We start from the raw sequence: 17461 nt of genomic DNA on the forward strand, positions 1-17461 counted from the left end.
ACAGCCGGTCCTATTTTCCCAATAAAAACAATACGATAAACAAGGTTTCCGGTCGCCTTCACGCTGGCGCAAGAGCTTGTCCGCATACCGATGACCGGGATCGTTCCGGGGCCGGAAAAATTGGTATCCGGAGCAAGAAAGTCATGCTTTTTGACAGTCTAATTGTCACTTGAGCCCCGTTTTCCACGGACGATATCCACAGTTATCCACGGAGTTATCCTCACCCCATGACCAGTTTCTCGCCGCGTGAAATCGTTTCGGAACTCGACCGTTACATCATCGGTCAGCAGGACGCGAAGCGCGCCGTGGCCATCGCCTTGCGCAATCGCTGGCGTCGCCAGCAATTGCCGGAAGCGATGCGCGAAGAGGTGCTGCCCAAGAACATCCTGATGATCGGGCCGACCGGCGTGGGCAAGACCGAGATTTCCCGCCGCCTCGCCAAGCTCGCCGAGGCGCCCTTCATCAAGATCGAGGCGACCAAGTTCACCGAGGTCGGCTATGTGGGCCGGGATGTGGAGCAGATCGTCCGCGATCTTGTGGAAATCGCCATCGGCATCGTGCGCGACAGGAAGCGCCGCGACGTGCAGGCCAAGGCCCATATCGCCGCCGAAGAGCGGGTGCTCTCCGCGCTGGTGGGCGAAAATGCGAGCGAAAGCACACGGGAAAATTTCCGCGCCAAGCTGCGCAGCGGCGAACTGGACGACAAGGAGATCGAGGTCGAGGTGTCGGATTCCGCCTCCGGCATGCCCTTCATGGATATGCCGGGCATGCCCGGCAGCCAGGTCAGCATGATCAATCTCTCCGACATTATGGGCAAGGCGTTCGGCGGCCGGACCAAGACCCGCCGCATGAGCGTCAAGGAAAGCCATGACGTGCTGATCGCCGAGGAATCCGACAAGCTGCTCGATCAGGAACAGCTCACGCAGGACGCTATCGAGCTCGTCGAACAGCATGGCATCGTCTTTCTGGACGAGGTGGACAAGATCTGCGCGAAATCCGAGCGTTCCGGCGATGTGAGCCGGGAAGGGGTGCAGCGCGACCTGCTGCCGCTTATCGAAGGCACCACGGTTTCCACCAAGCATGGCGCGGTCAAGACCGACCACATCCTCTTCATCGCCTCCGGCGCCTTCCACATCTCCAAGCCCTCCGACCTCTTGCCGGAGCTTCAGGGCCGTCTGCCCATCCGGGTGGAGCTGCAGGCGCTGACCCGGGAAGACTTCAAGCGCATCCTCACCGAGCCGGAAGCCAGCCTCATCAAGCAATATGTGGCGCTGATGCAGACGGAAGACGTGACGCTCGACTTCACCGAGGACGGGATCGACGCGCTCGCCGATATCGCGGTGTCCGTCAATTCAACGGTCGAGAATATCGGCGCGCGGCGGCTTCACACGGTGATGGAGCGGGTGCTGGAGGAAATCAGCTATGCCGCCAGCGACCTTTACGGCCAAACGGTCACCGTCGACGCGGCCTATGTGCACAAGCATATCGGCGACCTGTCGAAGAACGCGGATCTGTCCAAGTTCATTCTTTGAGGGGCGCCGGACAGGTTGGACTTGTCATGTCCGGACTTGATCCGGGCATCCAGCTTGAGCCTGCGGCGCATATTGCGCTGGATTGCCGGGTCAGGCCCGGCAATGACAAGAAGAGCCTAATTCCTACTTCCCGCCGCGCCTGTTTCGCTTTTTGAGAATCTTCGAAATCTCCCCGATTTCGCTTGTGGAGAGTCTGGCGATCTCCTCGGCAAGCCGGTTGGCCATTTCGGTCGCGGCGGGGTCGAGGCCCGAGGTGTCGATCGTCACCCTGGGGTGGGAGAGATGCGCCAACCGCTCCAGCTCCTCCGCCTCGTCCCAGATGATGTTGAAATAGCCGATCACGGACTGCACGAAACGGAAACTCGGGCGGCCGCGCCGCCCATGCTCGAGCGCCGAAAGATAGGCAGGCGTGACGCGAAGCGCCGCGGCCATGTCCTTGAGCGTCAGCCCGCGCGCGGCCCGCAATTCCCTGAGTTTCTTGCCGAAGGGCGTCATGCCGCGCCTCAGTGATCGCGCTTTTTGCGCAGGCGGACATAGAAGGCGCCGCCGCCGCCATGGCGCGGATGGGCGGGCTGGAACCCGGCCACGATGGCGCGGAACCGGGATTCTTCCAGCCATTTCGGCAGCGCGGCACGCAGAACGCCCGGCCTTTCCGGCACGTTATAGAAGTCGTTGCCATGCAGCGTGTGGCGGGCATAGGGGCTGTCGCCCTTGCCGGTGATGACGAGAACGAGCCGGAAACCGCGCGCCCGCGCGCGGGTCAGGAAAGAGGCAAGCACCGTATAGGCCCGTTCCTGGGTGTGGCCGTGAAGGTCCAGCGTCGCCTCGACCTCAAGCTGGCCGCGTCCGAGCCGCTGGGTCATGCGCCTGTCGAGGCCAGTCAGGGGCGGGGCGGCAGGAACCGGCTGTTGCTGCGGCGGCGGGAGCGGTGCCGGTTTCGCGGCGCGGCGCGTGCGGGAGGCGGCGCCGGCTTCCGGCTTTGGATCGGCCATTGGAATGTCGGTTGTCGTTTTATCGGCGGTGGGATCCCGGCGCGGCTTGCGAAGCGGCACGGCTTCCTGTGTCACGCGCTGCCAAAGCTCCTTCTCGCCGGTGCTCAGCCGGCGGGCGTGTTTGCCGCGCCTGGTCTTGTTGTCGCCGTCAGCCATTGCCGTCAACCAGGTTTCCGCTTACCGCCATACGCCCGTCCGTCACCCACATCACCGGGCACGGACCCCGATGCGCCCGTCAGGGCGCGAGATCTTTGGGCACCAGGGCGAAAAGCTCGCCATGCGATTTCATATGTCCCGCGACCCAGCCCGCCCTGTCTCCCGATCCGAAGAAAATATCGGCACGCTGAAGCCCCAGAATAGCCGAGCCGGTATCCTGCGCCACCATCAGATGGTCAAGCGGCTTCTCCCCGCCGGGCGTGGGATAGCTCGTCGCGAGATAGAAGAGAGAGCCCAGCGGGTGGTAGCTGCGGTCCACCGCGATGGAGCGGCCCGGCGTCAGATGCACGCGGCCCGCGCCGACCGGTCCGAGATCCGCGCTCACCCCGTCCAGCCGGCGGAAGAAGATGTAGGACTCATTCATGTCCATGACCCCTTTCGCCTGGTCGGGATGGGCCTCCAGCCAGGCGCGGATGGTCTGCATGGAGACGTCCTCGCGGGCGATGGCGCCTCGGTCGATCAGCACCTTGCCGATGGAGGTGTAGGGTCGTCCGGTTTTGCCGGCAAAGGCGAGGCGAACAGTTTCGCCGTTTTCCAGCGTCACGCGGCCGGAGCCCTGGACATGCAGGAAGAAAGCGTCAACCGGGTTGTCCAGCCAGACGATGGGCTGGCGATCCGCATCGTAATCGCCCGCCTCGATTTGCGCCCGGGTAGGGAAGACGACGCCCGCCCTGCGGGCCTCGGCAAAACCCCGCGGCGGGCGAAGGATGGGCGTCTGGTACGCGCCATGCCGTGTCAGCGAGCCGCGCATGACCGGCTCGTAATAGCCGGTGAAAAGCGCATCGGCCCGGCTTTCGGACGGAAAGCGGACGGGCGTGAACCAGCGCTCGAAAAAGGCCCGGGCGGCGGCAGGATCCGTATCGAGCGCAGCACGACAGGCCGGTTGCCAGTCGCCCGCTTCCCCGTAGATACCACCGCTGCCGGTTTTCCGGTCGAGCGGATCGGCGGCGCCTAGTTTCACGATGCGCGCGCAGGACCGTTTAAAGGACAGGAGCGCGGCGCCTTGATTGTCCGCGGCCCAGCCGGGCAGATCGCTGAAGGAAATCGCATGAAGGCCGCTCGGGCCCGCCTGTGCGGGTTGGGCCGGGCGCACGCCGCTGTCGCTGCCTTGCATGGTGCCGCAGCCTCCCAGAGCCAGCGCCGCCGCAAAAAGAACCGATAGCGCCGAAAGACGCCCGCCCTGTTTCAGGCCCGCTACGCCCCCCATGATCCGGCCCTCAATCGGTGCTGCTGGTAGAGACCAGGCGCCAGTTGGGATCGCGGCTCTTCACATTGCGCTCGAAGGTCCAGACATCCGTGACCTTGCGTTCGGTCACCGGATCGCCCTCGACGACCACGCCGTCGGCATTCTTGGTGCAGGAGGTCATCTGGCTTTCGAAATGCATGGTGATCCGCGCATCCGCGCCCGACAGCTCTACCTTGCGGATTTCCGCCTTGTCGATGCCGATCAGGCTCTGGTCGAGGGTAAGGCCCTTTTTCTCGCGATCCTCGATGGCCGCGTCGAAATTGGCGAAAACATCATCGGAGAGGAGCGGCTTCAACGTCTCGCGGTCGCCCTGGGCGAAGGCGGTCACGATCATCTCATAGGCGCCGCGGGCGCCCTCGACAAAGGCATTGGGATCGAAACTGCGATCAGCGAGCGAAAGCTCGGTCAGGGCATGGGCAAGCTCGGACCCTTCCGGCGCGATGGCCTCCCAGGACGTCTCCCTGTTCCGCTGTCCGGACTGCGGGCCGTTCGCATTGCGGCGCGGCAGGGTGACGACCTTGTCATCTCCCGACTGCGCATCCGGGCGGGAATAGGGATCGTAAGGCTCCCTTTCATGTCCGGTCCGTTTGCCCAATACGCTGTAGAGCTTGAAAAGCACGCCTATTGCGACCGCGAGCAGAATTAGATTGAGAAATGTCACGCTGTTTTCCATCCGCTTTCGCCACCCGGGCTCAATTCGGCCCGCTGGCCCGTGACGGCGGGCCATTGCACCGTTACTGTTTCGTCTTATCTAACGTAAGACACCGAAAGGCAATTTGCCACCGGCACCATCGTCGCGGGTCGCATTGCCAGAACGCGGAAATCCATTGGCCCCGATTCTTTTTCTGATTTTCATCATTATGCCGCTGGCCGAGATCGCCGTCCTCGTAAAGGTGGGCGGCCTGATCGGGCTCTGGCCGACGCTTGCCGTCGTCATCCTGACCGCGATGGCGGGCACCTGGCTGTTGCGGCTGCAGGGGTTCCAGACCTGGCAGCGGGCGCAGGCCGCGCTTCAGCGCGGCGAAGCGCCGGTGGCGGAGGTGCTGGACGGCATGTTCCTGTTTGCTGCCGCGCTGCTGATGGTCACGCCCGGCCTCATCACCGATACGATGGGCTTTCTCTTTCTCATTCCGCCGGTGCGTCACGCGGTCGCGAAAGGGCTGGTGAGCTGGGCGATCAGAACCGGGCGGCTGCAGGTCTATCCCGGCGCCGATGGCGGCATGACAGGTGGTATGAGTGGCGGTATGGGCGGACGGCCCGAAAGGGGCGGCACGCAACCGGGTCCGGGCCGGAAACCGGACGGCGTCGTCATCGAGGGCGAGGCGGTTGAGATTTCCGACGACGAACCCGACGGCAAGGGCCCGTCCGACCCGGATTCGCCCTGGAAGCAGTAAGAGCGCGCCACGGCCTTATGGGCCTCCTTGCCGGTCATTCCCATACGTGCTAGCCAGCAGCGACCCGGCGGCATTCGATCCGCCGGCGCCAGCCTGTATTTTTAGGGGAATGACGAGAGATGGCCGACGACAACCAGACCGGACAGACTTCCGCAGACGCAGCGGCTGAGGCCGGTCCGCAGCTTCGCGTCATGACGCAGTATGTGAAGGATATGTCGTTCGAGAACCCGAACGCGCCGAGCCTTCTCGGCCAGCTTCAGGGCCAGCCCAATATCGATGTCCGCGTCGATGTCGGTGTGCAGCGTATGGCGGATGCCGATTACGAGGTCGCGCTGAAAATCGGCGTCGATGCCAAGGTTGACGGCAAAGCGCTCTTCCTCGTCGAACTCGACTATGCCGGCCTCTTCCGCCTGGAAAACATTCCCGAAGACCAGCTCGAACCGGTGCTCGTCATCGAATGCCCGCGCCAGATCTTTCCCTTTGCGCGCCGCATGATCGCCGATGTCACGCGCGATGGCGGCTATCCGCCGCTGCTGCTCGACCCGATCGATTTCGTGAGCCTCTATCAGCAGCGCCGCGAACAGATGCAGGCGGAAGTCGCGGGCACCAAGCCGAACTGAGGCCGCCGCCTAACCCTTCACCGACAGCCAGAGAGCGTCTTCGCCCAGCGTGGCGATGAAGGCATCATGGGCCTCCACCTCTTCGGGCGTCAGCCTGGGGGGCAGGGGCTCCGGGCGCTGCCGGCGCTGGACCTGCTCGGCCGCTTCGGTGCCGTCGAGATTGAGCGAGGCGTCGAGCACGAGGCCGGGCTGCCTGCCGCCGCGCATCTCCAGATAGACTTCGGCCAGTAACTCGCTGTCGAGCAGCGCGCCGTGAAAGGTGCGGCCCGAATTGTCGATATTGAAGCGGCGGCAAAGCGCATCAAGATTGTTCTGCGCGCCGGGGAATTTACGCCGCGCGATCTGCAGCGTGTCCACCGCGCGGGAGGCGGGAATTTCGGACCGGCCGAGAAGTTTCAGTTCCCAGTTGATGAAGCCCATATCGAAGGAGGCGTTGTGGATGACCAGCGGGTCGTCTGCGACAAACGCCAAAAACTCGTCCGCGATGTCGGCGAATACCGGCTTGTCGGACAGGAACTCCGCCGATAGTCCGTGTACGTTGAATGCTTCCTGCGGCATATCGCGTTCGGGATTGATATAGACGTGGAAATTATTTCCCGTCGCGACATGGTTCAGCAGTTCCAGACAGCCGATTTCAACCAGTCTGTCGCCATCGGCCCAGGACAGGCCGGTCGTTTCCGTGTCGAGCACGATTTCGCGCATAGGTTTCACCCCGTCTCCCGCCGCGCGCGCGTCCCTTCGCGCAGGGCAGGGTGCAAATCAATTCTGTTGGATGAGTCTAGCGCGTTCAGTCGTCTTCGGAAATGCGGAAGGAACCGTCCTCGCCGATCACTGCATAGGGGTTGAACGCAACCTCCCAGACATGCCCGTCTGGATCGGCGAAATAGCCGGTATAGCCGCCCCAGCTTGCCTCCTGCGCGCCGCGCAGAATGCGGCCGCCAATCGTTTCCGCCTTGGCGAGCAGCCGGTCCACATCCTCAATCGAACGTACATTATGCGCCAGCGTGATGCCGCTGAAGCCTTCGCCATAAGGCGCAACGCCCGCATCGGCGGCGAGATCGGTGCGCGGGAAAAGAGCCAGCGCGATCCCGTTCAACTGGAAGAAGACGACCTGTTCGTTGCTGGCCTTGGCGGGCGTGAGACCAAGCGAGACATAAAACTCCTTCGCGCGTGAAAGATCCGCAACGCCGAGTGTGACGAGGCTCAGTCTCTGTTCCATTCGTCGTCTCCCCTATCCGGCTCGGGATCAGGCCTGAGGCAGTCTCTCCCGAAGCACTTTGCCCTCCCGGCCTTTCAACGCCGCGACGATCTCTTTCACCTGCGCGGTGGCATGGTCGAGACCCTTGTCGCTCTCCACGATGAAATCCGCACGTTTGCGCTTTTCTTCGTCGGGCGTCTGCTTGGCGTGGATTGCCGCGAATTTCGCTTCATCCATATCGGGCCGCGCCAACACGCGTTGCTTCTGAAGATCGTAGGGGGCGGAGACCACCACCACAACATCGACACGGGATTCGCCGCCCGTTTCGTAGAGAAGCGGAATGTCGAGCACGACCATATCGTGTCCGTCCGCCGCGGCCTGCTTCAGGAAGTCGATTTGCACCTGGCCGACCAGTGGATGAACGATGGCTTCGAGTTTCTTCATTTCGTCCGGAAGGCCGACCACGCAGCGCGACAGGGCCTTGCGATCCACCGCCCCGTCGACGACCGCCTCGGGAAATGCTTCGCCGATGGGGGCGACCGCCTTGCCGCCCTTGCCGTAAAGCTCATGCACGGCGGCATCCGCGTCATAAACGGGTACGCCCAGCTCGCGGAACATGCGCGCGGTTTCCGATTTGCCCATGCCGATGGACCCGGTGAGACCGATCAGCAGCATTGCGTTCTCCCTTTCATTCTTCTTGCGCCGTCTTCTTACGCATATTTGTTTTTCAGGCACCCATATTGCCCAGAACATGCGCGCGCAATTCATCCGTAACCTCGGGCCGCGTCCCGAACCAGGCTTCGAAGCCCGGCACCGCCTGATGCAGCAACATGCCGAGGCCGTCCACGATGGCGAAGCCGGCCGCTTTCGCGTCGCGCAGGAGCCCCGTTTCGAGCGGCGTGTAGACGATGTCGGTGACCACGGCCTCGACGGCGAGCGGCGACAGGTCGAGCGTCAGATCGTTCTCGCCCTTCATGCCGCGCGTCGTTGTGTTGACGAGAAGACCGGCCCCCTCCAGCGCGCGCGGCAGCTCTTCCCACTCATATATATGTGCGTTGGTCAGGCCGATCTCGCGGGCAAGCGCCTCGGCACGTTCCTTCGTGCGGTTGACGATGCGCAATTCCGGCGCGCCTTCCTCTTCCAGCGAGGCGGCAATGGCACGGGCCGCGCCGCCAGCACCGATCATCACGGCGGGCGCAGCGGCGGCCTTCCAGCCAGGTGCGCCCGATTTCAGATTGGCGATGAAGCCATAGCCGTCGGTATTCCGGCCTTCCAGCCCGTCGTCGGTCGTCACGATGGTGTTGACCGCGCGCAGGCGTTTTGCCAGCGGGTCGTGCCGGGTAAGAAGTGCAAAGGCGGCTTCCTTATGCGGCACGGTGACATTGGCGCCGACATAGCCGAGCTCGTTGAGACGCGCGATGGTACCGGCCAGGTTTTCCGGCTCCACCGCCAGACGCTCATAAAGAGCGTCGGGGATACCGTATTTTTCGATCCAGAAATTATGGATGAGCGGCGAACGGGAATGGGCGACGGGCCAGCCGATGACACATGCCTTGCGCATTGGGGGGCCTCCTCAGGCGGGAACCGCGGCGAGGCGGCGCAGCTCGGCGAGAAGGGCCAGAAGGGGCAGGCCGAGAATGGTGAAATAGTCGCCCTCGATCCGCTCGAAAAGCTGAACGCCGGGTCCTTCCATCTGGTAGCAGCCGACGCTTTTCAGCACCTCGTCGCCCAGCCGGGCGAGATAATCGTCCAGAAACGCATCGGTGAAGCCACGCATGGTGAGCGTCGCTCGGTCGGAATGACCCCAGATAACCGCATTGCCCTGCGCGATCGCGATACCGCCGTGCAGGATATGCGGCTTGCCGCGGAAGAATTTCAGATTGGTGCGGGCCTCATCGATGTCCCTGGGCTTGTCGAAGCGGCGGCCCTCGCAGCTCAGAATCTGGTCGGCGCCGATCACCAGCGCGTCGGGGCGGGTTGCGGCGACGGCGAGCGCCTTTGCCTCGGCCAGTTTCAACGCGAGTTTGTCGGTCGCAAATTCCGTGTCTCCCAACTGTTCGCTTTCGGCGAATTCTTTCTTGATCGCATCCTCATCCACCTCGGAGGTCACGACCTCGAATTCGACGCCTGCCTGGGACAGCAGCATGGCGCGGACCGCGCTGCCGGATCCGAGGATGAGAGAACGGGTCATTGCGCGGCTCTTTGTCTGTCGGAATAAAGATTGAGAACGGCGGCGGCGGTTTCCTCGATGGAACGGCGCGTCACGTCGATCACCGGCCAGCCATTGCGGGCATAGAGGCGGCGAGCATAGGCCACCTCATCGGATACGGCTTCCGGCGAAACATAATCGGTGTCCGTCTTCTCGTGGAGCGAAAGAAGCCGGTTCTTGCGGATCTGGATCAGCCGGTCCGGGCTGGTGGTCAGCCCCACGACCAGCGGATGGGATGCCGTTTCGAGATCGGGCGGCAAGGGCGCACCGGGTACGATCGGAACATTGGCCGCCTTGATGCCGCGATTGGCCAGGTAGATACAGGTCGGTGTTTTCGAAGTGCGGCTGACCCCCAGCAGAATGATGTCGGCATCGTCGAGATCGCCCGCCGACTGACCGTCATCATGCGACATGGTGTAGTTCAGCGCGTCGATCCGCCCGAAATATTCGGCGTCCATGGCGTGCTGGGAGCCCGGCTTGTGGGAAATCTCCTTGCCGAGATAGCTGCCCAGCGCCTGCATCGCCGGATCGAGAACGGAGATGCAGGGCACCTGCATTTCAAAGCAACGCGCTTCCAGACGCTTTCTCAGCTCGTCATTCACCATGGTGAACATGACGATGCCCGGCGAGGTTTCGATCTCGCTCAATACGCGCTCGAGCTGTTTGGGTCCGCGCACCAGGGCATAGACATGCTCCACGGGACGCGCGTCTTCATATTGCGCGCAGGCGGCGCGCGCCACGGCGTTGAGCGTTTCGCCGGTCGCGTCCGACACGAGATGCAGATGGAAGATGCGTTTGGAGTTCATGAACCTTTCCCGACAGCTGCGCCAAACTATCGGTCCGCTCCCCGGCTTGCCAATATATTTCGCTTGCCGCGCGAGCCGGAGAGGCCACCGCACAACCTCACGTATATTGCCGTCACCCTTGTGGATAAGTGTGGAGAACGGGCGTAACTCGGCTTTTCGGAAGCGGTATGACTTAGCCATACCCGCTTTACGTTTTTCCTCCCCTGTTTCATGAGTCCAGGGAAAAGCCCGCGGATACGCTTGGGGGAATCGGGGAAAACATGACTGTCCCGGTATGACCCACTAATTATCCCCATGCTTCACAGGCTGTGTGGAAAAGCCGCCCACAGATCAAGCAGCCGGAGTCACAATGCTTTCGACATTATGTCCTCTTCTGCACACAGGCATCTTGCGTTAGGAAGGGGCCGGGAAGGGTGCCGCCATGTACCATCCCGCCTGTGGATGAAAACGGGTGGCGTTTTAATCCCCGTCATCCACAGCCATCCACTATCCCCTACTATTTCAAGAATCTTTATTAGTAAGGAGAAAGAGCCTGTGAAAAACGGGACGGCAGCACCGAAGAAACGGCTTCTCAAGGCACTGGCAGGCGAGACACAGGAAAGGCCCCCGGTCTGGTTCATGCGCCAGGCGGGACGGTATCTCCCGGAGTACAAGCAGGTTCGCGGTGTCGCCGGCAGTTTTCTCAATCTTTGCTACAACCCCGAACTTGCTGAGGAAGTGACGCTTCAGCCGATCCGCCGGTTCGGCTTCGATGCGGCGATCCTCTTTTCCGACATTCTCGTGGTGCCCGATGCGCTGGGCCAGGAAGTGGCTTTCAAGGAAGGCGAAGGGCCGGTGCTGGAGCCCATTACCGACCTCGGCCAGCTTGGCGACCTCGATCTCGGTGCGGTGAAGGATCGGCTTGCTCCCGTCTATGAGACGGTGTCGAGGCTTTCCAAAAGCCTGCCGGAGGATGTGACGCTGTTCGGTTTTGCCGGTGCGCCCTGGACGGTGGCGACCTATATGGTCGGCGGGCGCGGCTCGCCGGATCAGGGCGCGGCCAAGGCCTGGGCCTACCGGGCGCCGGACGAGTTCCAGCAATTGATCGATCTGCTGGTCGAGGCGACGGTCGTGCATCTGTCCGCGCAGGTGGAGCAGGGGGCCGAGGCTGTCCAGATTTTCGATACCTGGGCGGGCTCGCTGCCGGATCTCTCCTTCCGGCGTTTCGCGCTGGAGCCGATGAAAGCCATCACGGCCAAGTTGAAGGCAAAATATCCCGATGTTCCGGTGATCGCCTTCCCGCGCGGCGCGGGACCGATGGCGGAGACCTATTTCCGCGATACCGGCGTCGATGCGCTGAGCCTCGATACCGGCATGCAGCTTCGCTGGGCGCGCGAGCGGCTCCAGAGCCAGGGTTGCGTTCAGGGCAATCTCGATCCGCTGCTTCTGGTCGCAGGCGGGGAGGAAATGAGGCGGCAGGCGACCTATATCCTCGAAGAACTCGGGGGCGGCCCGTTCGTGTTCAATCTGGGCCATGGCATCGTGCCGCAAACCCCGCCCGATCATGTGGCCGAGCTCGTGGAGCTCGTGAAGAACTGGAAGGCTTGAGGCATGTCTGACAATGCGCGGCGCAAGGTAGCGATCGTCCTGTTCAATCTGGGCGGCCCGGACGGTCCGGACGCCGTGCAGCCTTTTCTGTTCAACCTGTTCAACGATCCGGCGATCATTCGGCTGCCGAACCCTTTGCGCTGGCTGATCGCGAAGATCATTTCCTCGCGGCGGGCGCCGGTGGCGCGCGAGATCTACGCCAATATCGGCGGCCGCTCGCCGCTGGTGCCGGAAACCCGGGCGCAGGGCGATGCGCTCGAAAAGCTGCTGACGGGGGAGGCGGGCGCGGAGATCGAGGCGAAATGCTTCATCGCCATGCGCTACTGGCATCCCTTCGCAAATGAAGCGGTGGAAGAGGTAAAAACCTGGGGCGCCGACGAGATCGTGCTGCTGCCGCTTTATCCGCAATATTCGACGACAACGACGGAAAGCTCGCTCAAGGACTGGGATCATGCCGTTGCTGCGGTGGGGCTCGACCTCCCGACGCGGGCGGTCTGCTGCTACCCCACCGCGGAGGGCTTCATCGGGGCCTATGCGGATCTCCTGAAAGCAAAGCTCGACACCTTCGAGGATAAATCATCCGTACGAATCCTTTTCTCGGCGCATGGCCTGCCGAAAAAGATCGTCGATCAGGGCGATCCCTATCAGGCCCAGGTCGAGCAGAGCTGCGAAGCGCTGGCGAAAGCGCTCGGCATCGAGGCCCTTGATTGGCGGGCGAGCTATCAGAGCCGGGTGGGGCCGATGGAATGGATCGGACCGGCGACGGATGATGAGATCGAGAAGGCGGGTGCCGAGGGCAAGAGCCTGATCGTCGTGCCCATCGCCTTCGTGTCGGAACATTCGGAGACGCTGGTCGAACTCGATATCGAATATGGCGAGTTGGCGAAGAAAGCCGGTGTGCCGCGCTATGAGCGTGTCGCGACGCTCTCGAGCCATCCGGCCTTCATCGAGGCGCTGGCGGCACTGGTGCGCGATGCCAGGACGCATGAGGGCGTGTTGTGTCCGGAAGATGCGGCCGGCCGGCCCTGCACGGAGAATGTACCGCTGAAAAGCGTCTCCTGATCGATGCGGGGCGCTTGTTCGTCCTCGGGACCGGGGATAGGGTGCGGCCCGTTGACTTTGCGACCTGATCCCGCCCAAGGATTTTTCCCGTGCAGAATTTTCTTATCGATGGCTATGACTGGCTGCGCGCCCTGCATGTGATTTCGGTGATTTTCTGGATGGCAGGCATGGCCTATCTGCCGCGTCTGTTCGTCTATCACCGCGAAAGTGAGATCGGGTCGGACAAGTCGGAGACCTTCAAGGTGATGGAGCGCCGTCTGCTGCGCGGGATCATCAATCCGGCGATGATTTCGACGTTTCTGTTCGGCATCCTGATGCTCATTGCCGTGCCGGACTGGCTGAGCCAGCCCTGGATGCACGTCAAGCTGACGCTGGTCGTCCTGATGACGGCCTTGCACGGTATGTTTGCGCGCTGGCGCAAACAGTTCGAGCGCGACGAGCGGCCCTATACGAGCCGTTTCTTCCGGATCGTCAATGAAGGTCCGCCGGTTCTGGTGGTCTTCATCGTCATTCTGGTGGTGGTGAAGCCGTTCTAGGCCTGTCCCGGGCGCGACGACCGGTCTCACCCGGCCTGAACGGTCGCAGCGTGAAACCGATTGAATATGCGGGCTTCTGCGGTTATATGTTGCGTAGAAAGCCGGGAGACCGGAATCCTTCCTTATCGTCCTTTCCAGGCCACCGGGTAGTCAGACCGGTCTGCTAGGTGGTTCCAAGAGCACGTAATCGCTGAATCCCGCCGGATTTCACGCGATATGGTGGCGGGAAAGGCACCGACGCCCGGATTAAGGGCGATTTCCCGACAATCGACCGATTTCAAACACCCGCCCATAAAGGTTTCAGTTCCGGAAGGCCTCACTTTCCAGATCACCGCCGAAAAAGCCCCGCTCGCGCGTATCGAGCGCCCGGCGTAAAGGCAGAAAACCTCATTTCCCAGCCCGGCCGTTCCTCGAAAAGAGGCAAGGCCATTCCGACACCATAGACGCTATGTCCGAGACCCCTGACGGGCCGGATGCGGAAAAAAGAGACGCCGAAAATGTCCGAGACGCAGATCAAGCTGCAAGACCTCAAAGCCAAATCCCCGACGGAACTGCTCTCGCTTGCCGAGGAGCTCGAGGTCGAGAACGCCTCGACGCTCAGGACGCAGGACATGATGTTCGCGATCCTGAAACAGTATGCCGAACGCAATGTGGATATTATCGGCGAAGGCGTGGTGGAAGTGCTGCCGGACGGTTTCGGCTTCCTGCGCTCGCCTGAAGCGAACTACCTGCCGGGTCCGGACGACATCTATGTGTCGCCATCGCAGATCCGCCGGTTCTCGCTCCGCACCGGCGATACGGTGGAAGGCGATATCCGCAGCCCCAAGGAAGGCGAGCGCTATTTTGCGCTGCTCAAGGTCAATTCGATCAATTTCGAAAGCCCGGACAAGGCGCGCCACAAGGTTCATTTCGACAATCTAACGCCGCTCTATCCCGACAGCCGCCTCGAAATGGAAGTCGAGGATCCGACGCTGAAGGATCGTTCCTCGCGCGTGATCGACATCGTGGCGCCGCTCGGCAAGGGTCAGCGTGGCCTGATCGTCGCGCCGCCGCGGACCGGTAAGACGGTTCTGCTGCAGAACATCGCGCATTCGATCACGACCAATCATCCCGAAAGCTATCTGATCGTGCTGCTGATCGACGAGCGGCCGGAAGAAGTGACCGACATGCAGCGCTCGGTGAAGGGCGAGGTCATCTCCTCCACCTTCGACGAGCCGGCGCAGCGCCATGTGCAGGTCGCGGAAATGGTGATCGAAAAGGCCAAGCGCCTGGTCGAGCATGGCCGCGACGTGGTCATCCTGCTCGACTCGATCACCCGTCTCGGCCGCGCCTACAACACGGTGGTGCCGAGCTCCGGCAAGGTGCTGACCGGCGGTGTGGACGCCAATGCGCTGCAGCGCCCCAAACGCTTCTTCGGCGCGGCGCGCAACATCGAAGAGGGTGGGTCGCTGACCATCATTGCGACGGCGCTTATCGATACCGGCAGCCGCATGGACGAAGTGATCTTCGAAGAGTTCAAGGGCACGGGTAACTCCGAAATCATCCTGGACCGCAAGATTGCCGACAAGCGCGTCTTCCCGGCGATCGACATCCTCAAATCCGGCACCCGCAAGGAAGAGCTGCTGGTCGAAAAGGCCCAGCTCCAGAAGATGTATGTGCTGCGCCGTATCCTCAATCCGATGGGGACTGTGGATGCCATCGAGTTCCTGCTCGACAAGCTCAAGCAGACCAAGAGCAATGACGAGTTCTTCGACTCGATGAATACCTGAAGCCGCAAAGCGGTGGTTGCCGTGGCTCTGCATGCCCGTTGAAGCCGGCCGGTTAACGGTTTGGAACGACTTCCCGTCCTAAGATGTCTGTGTCGGCACTGGAGGGCACGGGCAGGCATGACGGGTAAGTGGAGAACCGGGGAAACGGACGGGGGTGGCATGACATCCCCAGCCTGGATTACGCGCGTTCTCAGCCGCGAATATCTGGCTGGCGCGACCGTCGATATTCAGGGCGACAGCTCTTCGACACCTGAAATCTATGCCGGGGTACAGCTTACCGGAGCCGGGCACCAGTTTCTGGCCTGGTGGCAGGAAGCGCGCGGCACCGACCCCATTCCCGCCGCCAATGCCGTCAGTCCCAGGGCCTTGCGCCAGATCCTTCCCTATATCCGCTATATGAGCTGGACCGGGCCCGAACAGCTCATCTTCCGCATCTATGGATCGGCGCTCGCCGAGGCGACGGGGTTCGATCTCACCGGGGTCGATCTTTTCGGCCTGGGCGATTATCCGACCCGCCAACTCGACATTGCCAGGCTCAAAGCCCTCCATGAAATGCCCTGCGGCGTCATCATGCAGCGCGAGATGCGCGGCTTCGACGGCAGCACGAATATCTGCGAGCTGGTGACCCTGCCCATCGCACCGGCCGCAGACGGAAATCCGCGCCTTATCGGCACCATCGTTCCCGTCGAGGTCCAGGAAGATATCTGGACGAAGAAGCTCCGAATGGACCTGGAGCCGGAGCTGAAACGTGCGGTTTTCATTGATACGGGGCATGGCGTGCCCGATCCGCTGCTCGGCATGGAGTGCTGAGACGGAAACAAGGGGCGGCATCCGCGCCAGGCATCATACATGCTGCCATCCGGTTCATGCTCTGCGTCAGGGCCTGAGCTCTTCCCAGCCGGGATAGGATCCGTCGAAAAGGGGCGCTTTATCGCCGCCATCCGTCCATGCGCATCGGTATGCATAATATTCCTGTGCGATGATCCGGCCTGGGGCATCCGCCTCAAGCGCATTCGCCGCGAGGATGATCGTGTCGTCCGTTTCGACGAGATTGGCGCCCGTCATCGCGGTTCCGCAATGCGAGCAGAAGCTTCGTTCGAGTTGTGGAGAACTGCGGTAGCGGGTGAGGTGTTCCTCGCCCGTCCATTCCACCTCGTCGCGAAAGGCCGTGAAGAAGAAGCCTGCATGGCCGCCCGCCGCCTTGCGGCACATGGCGCAGTGACATTCGACAATGCCGCTTATGCGCTTTGTCCGAAACCGGACCGCGCCGCAAAGGCAGCTTCCCTCGATCACGGGATCAGCACCGTCGACCCGGTCGTCTTGCGGCTTTCCAGATCCTTATGCGCCTGCACGGCATCGGCGAGACCGTATTTCTGGTTCACCTCGATCTTCACAATGCCTTTCGACACCACGTCCACAAGGTCGTCCATGCGCCAGGCGATTTCTTCGGGCGAGAGCAGGTAGTGCATCATGGAAGGCCGGGTGACGAAGAGCGAGCCCTTGGCGTTCAACAGGCCGAGGTCGAAATTCTCCACCGGGCCGGACGCATTGCCGAAGGAGGCGAGCAGGCCGCGCGGGGCGAGGCAGTCGAGCGAGATTTCGAACGTATCCTTGCCGACGCCGTCATAGACGACGGGCAGCATCTTGCCGCCGGTGATTTCCTTGACGCGCTCGACGACATTTTCTTCCGAGTAGTTGATCACGTGGTCATAGCCATGGGCGCGGGCAAGTTCGGCTTTCGCTTCGGAGCCGACCGTGCCGATGACGGTGGCGCCCAGATGTTTCGCCCATTGGCCGACAATGAGGCCGACGCCGCCCGCTGCGGCATGGAACAGGATCGTGTCGCCTCGTTTCACCGGATAGGTGGAGTGGAGCAGGTAATGCGCTGTGATGCCCTTCAGCATCATGGCGGCGCCGGTTTCGTCGGCAATGTCGTCGGTGAGCTTCACCACCGTCATGGCGGGTACGTTGGCGGCTTCCGCATAGGCGCCGACGGGCCCCATGCCATAGGCGACACGGTCGCCGGTCTGAATATTCTCGACACCTTCGCCGACCGCCTCGACCGTGCCGGCCGCTTCGAGCCCGATGCCGGAGGGAAGCTTCAGCGGGTAAAGGCCCGAGCGGTGGTAGGTGTCGATATAGTTGAGGCCGATGGCGCTGTGCCGGACGGTGATTTGGCCCGCGCCGGGGGCGGGGAGGTCGATCTCTTCGAGCTTCATCACATCCGGGCCGCCCTGTTTTTCGATGCGGATGGCTTTGATTTTCATGGGATCGTTCCTGTTATTGCGGGTTCG

20 protein-coding genes are annotated in these 17461 nt (G+C 62.3%); 8 read left to right on the forward strand and 12 right to left on the reverse strand.

Going from position 1 to position 17461, the window contains the following annotated elements:
- The first annotated feature begins 227 nt into the window (after window positions 1–227).
- On the forward strand, window positions 228–1532 hold the full coding sequence (gene hslU, locus ACSSVQ_RS10630) for an ATP-dependent protease ATPase subunit HslU (RefSeq protein WP_454182936.1): 1305 nt from the start codon (window positions 228–230) through the stop codon (window positions 1530–1532).
- A 123-nt stretch (window positions 1533–1655) separates the two neighbouring features.
- Here hslU and ACSSVQ_RS10635 read toward each other — a convergent pair whose 3' ends face one another.
- The 4 genes from ACSSVQ_RS10635 to ACSSVQ_RS10650 form a co-directional block, all read right to left on the reverse strand.
- Window positions 1656–2027, reverse strand: a complete 372-nt coding sequence (locus ACSSVQ_RS10635; RefSeq protein ID WP_293328019.1) for a helix-turn-helix domain-containing protein — start codon at window positions 2025–2027, stop codon at window positions 1656–1658.
- A gap of 8 nt (window positions 2028–2035) precedes the next feature.
- Complete coding sequence (locus tag ACSSVQ_RS10640; RefSeq protein ID WP_454184685.1) at window positions 2036–2680, reverse strand: Smr/MutS family protein; 645 nt, start codon at window positions 2678–2680, stop codon at window positions 2036–2038.
- Between the two features lie 79 nt (window positions 2681–2759).
- Entirely contained in the window at window positions 2760–3947 is a 1188-nt protein-coding gene (gene mltA, locus ACSSVQ_RS10645) for a murein transglycosylase A (protein ID WP_454182938.1), read from the reverse strand.
- 10 nt (window positions 3948–3957) lie between these two features.
- On the reverse strand, window positions 3958–4647 hold the full coding sequence (locus ACSSVQ_RS10650; protein WP_293327877.1) for a Tim44/TimA family putative adaptor protein: 690 nt from the start codon (window positions 4645–4647) through the stop codon (window positions 3958–3960).
- 166 nt (window positions 4648–4813) lie between these two features.
- On the opposite strand from ACSSVQ_RS10650, the gene ACSSVQ_RS10655 reads away from it, so the two are divergent.
- A complete protein-coding gene (locus ACSSVQ_RS10655; protein ID WP_454182940.1) occupies window positions 4814–5380 on the forward strand; it encodes an FxsA family protein in 567 nt (188 codons plus the stop codon).
- Between the two features lie 119 nt (window positions 5381–5499).
- The gene (gene secB, locus ACSSVQ_RS10660) at window positions 5500–6000 is read left to right on the forward strand and encodes a protein-export chaperone SecB (RefSeq protein ID WP_293327871.1); all 501 of its coding nucleotides are present in this window, start codon (window positions 5500–5502) and stop codon (window positions 5998–6000) included.
- Window positions 6001–6009: 9 nt separating this feature from the next.
- Here secB and dnaQ read toward each other — a convergent pair whose 3' ends face one another.
- The 6 genes from dnaQ to ACSSVQ_RS10690 form a co-directional block, all read right to left on the reverse strand.
- Complete coding sequence (gene dnaQ / locus ACSSVQ_RS10665) at window positions 6010–6702, reverse strand: DNA polymerase III subunit epsilon (protein WP_454182942.1); 693 nt, start codon at window positions 6700–6702, stop codon at window positions 6010–6012.
- 85 nt (window positions 6703–6787) lie between these two features.
- A complete protein-coding gene (locus ACSSVQ_RS10670; protein WP_454182943.1) occupies window positions 6788–7219 on the reverse strand; it encodes a VOC family protein in 432 nt (143 codons plus the stop codon).
- A gap of 27 nt (window positions 7220–7246) precedes the next feature.
- Entirely contained in the window at window positions 7247–7873 is a 627-nt protein-coding gene (gene coaE, locus ACSSVQ_RS10675; protein WP_454182944.1) for a dephospho-CoA kinase, read from the reverse strand.
- Between the two features lie 52 nt (window positions 7874–7925).
- A complete protein-coding gene (locus tag ACSSVQ_RS10680; protein WP_454182946.1) occupies window positions 7926–8759 on the reverse strand; it encodes a shikimate dehydrogenase in 834 nt (277 codons plus the stop codon).
- Between the two features lie 12 nt (window positions 8760–8771).
- Window positions 8772–9389, reverse strand: coding sequence for a Maf family nucleotide pyrophosphatase (locus tag ACSSVQ_RS10685; protein ID WP_454182948.1), 618 nt, complete (start codon window positions 9387–9389; stop codon window positions 8772–8774).
- Entirely contained in the window at window positions 9386–10213 is an 828-nt protein-coding gene (locus ACSSVQ_RS10690; protein WP_293327856.1) for a pyruvate, water dikinase regulatory protein, read from the reverse strand. Before ACSSVQ_RS10690 ends, ACSSVQ_RS10685 begins: the two co-directional genes overlap by 4 nt.
- 534 nt (window positions 10214–10747) lie before the next feature.
- Between ACSSVQ_RS10690 and hemE the strand changes: the two genes are divergently transcribed.
- From hemE to ACSSVQ_RS10715, 5 genes are all read left to right on the forward strand, one after another.
- Window positions 10748–11800, forward strand: a complete 1053-nt coding sequence (gene hemE / locus ACSSVQ_RS10695; protein WP_454182950.1) for a uroporphyrinogen decarboxylase — start codon at window positions 10748–10750, stop codon at window positions 11798–11800.
- 3 nt (window positions 11801–11803) lie between these two features.
- Complete coding sequence (hemH, locus tag ACSSVQ_RS10700) at window positions 11804–12862, forward strand: ferrochelatase (RefSeq protein ID WP_454182952.1); 1059 nt, start codon at window positions 11804–11806, stop codon at window positions 12860–12862.
- A gap of 89 nt (window positions 12863–12951) precedes the next feature.
- Window positions 12952–13398, forward strand: a complete 447-nt coding sequence (gene hemJ, locus ACSSVQ_RS10705; RefSeq protein WP_454182954.1) for a protoporphyrinogen oxidase HemJ — start codon at window positions 12952–12954, stop codon at window positions 13396–13398.
- Window positions 13399–13895: 497 nt separating this feature from the next.
- Entirely contained in the window at window positions 13896–15167 is a 1272-nt protein-coding gene (gene rho, locus ACSSVQ_RS10710) for a transcription termination factor Rho (protein WP_167094744.1), read from the forward strand.
- A 159-nt stretch (window positions 15168–15326) separates the two neighbouring features.
- Window positions 15327–15977, forward strand: a complete 651-nt coding sequence (locus ACSSVQ_RS10715) for a PAS domain-containing protein (protein WP_454182955.1) — start codon at window positions 15327–15329, stop codon at window positions 15975–15977.
- 66 nt (window positions 15978–16043) lie between these two features.
- Here ACSSVQ_RS10715 and ACSSVQ_RS10720 read toward each other — a convergent pair whose 3' ends face one another.
- Window positions 16044–16460, reverse strand: a complete 417-nt coding sequence (locus ACSSVQ_RS10720; protein ID WP_454182956.1) for a GFA family protein — start codon at window positions 16458–16460, stop codon at window positions 16044–16046.
- Window positions 16457–17434 (reverse strand): quinone oxidoreductase family protein, encoded by a 978-nt coding sequence (locus tag ACSSVQ_RS10725; protein WP_454182958.1) that lies wholly within the window; start codon window positions 17432–17434, stop codon window positions 16457–16459. Before ACSSVQ_RS10725 ends, ACSSVQ_RS10720 begins: the two co-directional genes overlap by 4 nt.
- Between the last annotated feature and the right edge of the window lie 27 nt (window positions 17435–17461).

Source organism: Parvibaculum sp. MBR-TMA-1.3b-4.2 (assembly GCF_053628815.1).